2 protein-coding genes are annotated in these 3,476 nt (G+C 35.6%); both read right to left on the bottom strand.

The window, feature by feature from the left end:
• The coding region (locus JHC30_01265; GenBank protein MCI4462783.1) for a hypothetical protein at nt 1-254 on the bottom strand (254 nt) is incomplete at its 3' end.
• Nucleotides 251-3,469, bottom strand: a complete 3,219-nt coding sequence (locus tag JHC30_01260) for a hypothetical protein (GenBank protein MCI4462782.1) — start codon at nt 3,467-3,469, stop codon at nt 251-253. The genes JHC30_01260 and JHC30_01265, both read right to left, overlap by 4 nt.
• Nucleotides 3,470-3,476: the final 7 nt, after the last annotated feature.

Raw genomic sequence — 3,476 nt, 5'->3', positions numbered from 1 at the left:
TTCCTTTGAAAAACTGGCGACGACTCAACATCACTTTTTAATTCGACTTCAATAACATGGAGATCTTTTCCATCAACTTTTGCTGTGCCCAAGAGAGTAAAAGATTCGACCTTTGCACGCTCCTCACTTGATAAGAAATCTTCAGAATAATCAATCTCCTTCTTATCAAAATTTTTGAAAATATGGTTTGATAGGTGAATAAAATTTTCTCTACTGTATTCACTTTTGAGAGTTTTTTCAAGTAAGTCGTTCATTTCTCCTCCTTCTCAAAGACACATGAAAGTATAACTTTTCGAACCCTATTATTTTCTCTTGTAGGAAGCGCACTATAAACATAATCAGGAGTAAGAAGCTTTTTAAGGATTTGCAATTTCTTTTTGTTATCTTCCACCTTTGCTATTTCATTATTTGCATTTTTGATTTTAGACTTACTCAAACCACCTGATTTTACAGCATTAATAAGATCAGATATGTAATTCTTATCGGAATTTTCTTCTATACTTTCCTCAATTTTCTTAACTTCCATAAGAAACTTTTTCTCGGTGGGGCTTAGATTCATTCCAAAGGAACTTGCCTCTTCCTTTTTAAGAAATTCTTCAAATGCCTTGTAATTTTTATTGAACATATCATAGAAGAAAGACTTAACTTCAAGAGGTGGCTCATTCTCTTTGCACTCTATTTGCTTTAGCGCATCGACTGGCGCAAGTTCCAGGGATCCGTTAGCATCTGCAAGATAGAATTTGGGGAGTTTCCCAATCTTAAAAAATGTAATAACTTTGTCATCTTCGCCCTTTCTTGCAGCACGCAATTTCAAAGGCAAAGACTTAATTTTTTCGTAAAGATCCCTATTTTCATCACGAATTTTTCTTATGAAGTTTAGATATTTCAGTTCTACATCCTCTTCTTCTTTATCAAATTCATCAAGTATGTTTTTGCTGTTCATCAAGGTGAATATGCCAGAAGGATTGCTTGGGTCAAGTTCTGTAAGATATTTTGAATCTGATCCAAGGGTATTAATAAAAATAGCAATTTTCCTTTCTGCCGCAACCCTAAGGTGAATTTCCTTTTCGGTTTTGTCTGCAGGGAAAAAGTTATAAATATAGATTTTGCCGGGCGTATCGATTCTGTTTATCCTTCCAAATCGCTGGATTATTCGTGTCGGATTCCATGGAATATCAAAGTTAACTATCGCCTTTGCATCATCAAGGTTTAAGCCCTCAGAAAGCACATCAGTTCCTATGAGAATTCTATACCTATCTTCGTGATACTTGTGCCTCCTATCAAAATTTCTTATCGCCTCGTCAAACTGTTTTGACTTTGTTTTTGAACTTACTGCAACGAACTTGCCCTTTAAGGACTCGACCTCGCTAAGTTTTCTTTCAAGATAATCAAGCGTGTCTTCAAATTCGGTAAAAATGATTATCTTTTCTTTGCTCAATATAGGATCGTTCTCAAGAAGTGATTTTATTTTGTCGATTTTTGGGTCATAATTAATACGCTCCCATTTACGAAGAAGTTCTTCAAGCCGAGATTTATCCTTCTCGAGTGCATCTCTATATGTTTTATCAAAATAGTCCTTGTCAAGGGAGTTTTCTTCTATAATCTCTTTTAACTCCTCTTCATCTATTTCTTTATTGTTCAACCTCTGGATAACTTTGTCAGTGTTTGCATAAAGCACCAAGCCATCATTATCATATTTTTTTAAAAGCAAATCGTAACGATCTATTAAATTCTTAAGGCTTTTTTTAAAGGCATCAAATGAACTATCGAGGCGCTTTAAATACAGGACTTTCATTAAACCTGCAAGATAACCTTCTGCCTGCTTCTGGAATTCGATTTTATTATCATCAAATTTTCCACTTTTTATGAGCTCATTAATACCTTTCGAATTTATATAACGAAAAGGCATATAGGCAGCATATTCAAGCCTTGTTCTATTGTCGTTTGAAGCAATAAGTTTAACGCTTTCTTCAAAGAGTGCACTAAGATGATCATCCAACTCGTAAAATATGGGTTTCGGATCATCAACTTCGGGGAATTTGAGCCCTTGTTTTTCGAAATCGTCTTTAAAGTATTTAAGGATGTCTTTTCTTGTCCTGCGAACCATTATGTGGTTTAAAACTTTTTCACGAATCTCTTTTGAAATTTCATTTGATAAATTCTCAAACTCATTTTGAGAGATACTGTTTTGCCTTTGCCTTTCCTTTATTTCTTCAAACCGGTCCTTAATATGATCAAAAAACTTCTTCAAGTTTTTAATGCCAGGGATTGTGCTGTTGAATTTGTCCTGAAAAAGATAAATCTGATTTGCAATGTCTTCTGGTCGATTGTTGAGTGGAGTTGCAGAGATAAGCACGACTTTTTTGCCGCTGCATAACTCGTGCATCTTCTCGTAACTTTTGTTTAATTCGTTTCTAAAACGGTGCGCCTCATCAACGAATATGAGTTTAAACTTTCTATAATCACCTGGATCGAAATTATCCGAGGAAAGCAAACCTGCCGATATAACCTTTGGATAAACACCAAAATCCTCCATCGTCTTTTCCCAGTAATCGGTAAGCCCTGGTGGACAGACAACAAGCGGGTGGTTGTCAAGCATCTCTTTAGAGAGTAAAGATGCAACAACAGTTTTTCCAAGACCAACAACATCGCTCAAGAAAACGCCGCCATGCTCTTCAAGTTTTTGCTTTAGTTGGAGGACTGCCTCCATCTGAAATCGGAATTTTTTGTATCCTTCGGGGAGGTCGATATCCTCAAGGTCGAAATCGATTCTCTCCTCAAAATATTCGTAAAGGGTCTTTAAATAAAGTTCATATGGAGTGATTCTCTTGATGTAGGTGTTTTCCTTTATGGTTTTGATAAAGTCCTCATTAAGGGGGATGCTTTTCTCCCATAGTTCCTCAAACTTATCTTTTGCAAATTTCACATCTGCATAATCTTTTAGTTCAACATTAAACTCGAGGTTATCTTGCAAGCCTGCAACAGTAAAATTGCTTGAGCCAGTTATCACTTTGCCATAATCCTCGGAGCCTTCTCTTTTAATCATTATATAAACTTTGGCATGAAGTTTTTGGCTTGGGTATCCACGAATTTCAAGTTTGTTTTGAATTACATATTCAATAAAGCGATTTATACCTTCGTCGATATCAAAAGAAGTATCTGCATGCTCAAACTCCTTTATAATTTTGTCTCTTATTTTTTCTCTTAGCGCATTACTTCCCTCGATATCAGATGCCTTAGAAAGAAGGAGCGTTTCTTCATCGGTTCCCATTCCTATGATTATGCGGATTTTATCAACATTTTCGAGAGACTTCCATAATTTGTAAAAGCCTGTTATATAAAAGTAGCCAACTATTACATCAAACTCTTTTGTATTGTTCTGAAGGATTGCTGAAAACCTATCAGAAAGGCTTGTGCCTTCTTCATTTGTAAAAAAGTGGTGGTCGGTAAAACCCGCTTTATTTTCCATCAATACC

It is taken from the genome of Caldisericum sp. (genome assembly GCA_022759145.1).
Taxonomy (GTDB): domain Bacteria; phylum Caldisericota; class Caldisericia; order Caldisericales; family Caldisericaceae; genus Caldisericum.
Note: the sequence above shows the minus strand (reverse complement) of the source record. Positions and strands in the feature narration are given on the sequence as shown.

Coding starts and splice junctions, on each gene's coding strand:
- JHC30_01260 (MCI4462782.1), bottom strand. CDS start 3,469: ATGGAAAATAAAGCGGGTTTTACCGACCACCACTTTTTTACAAATGAA.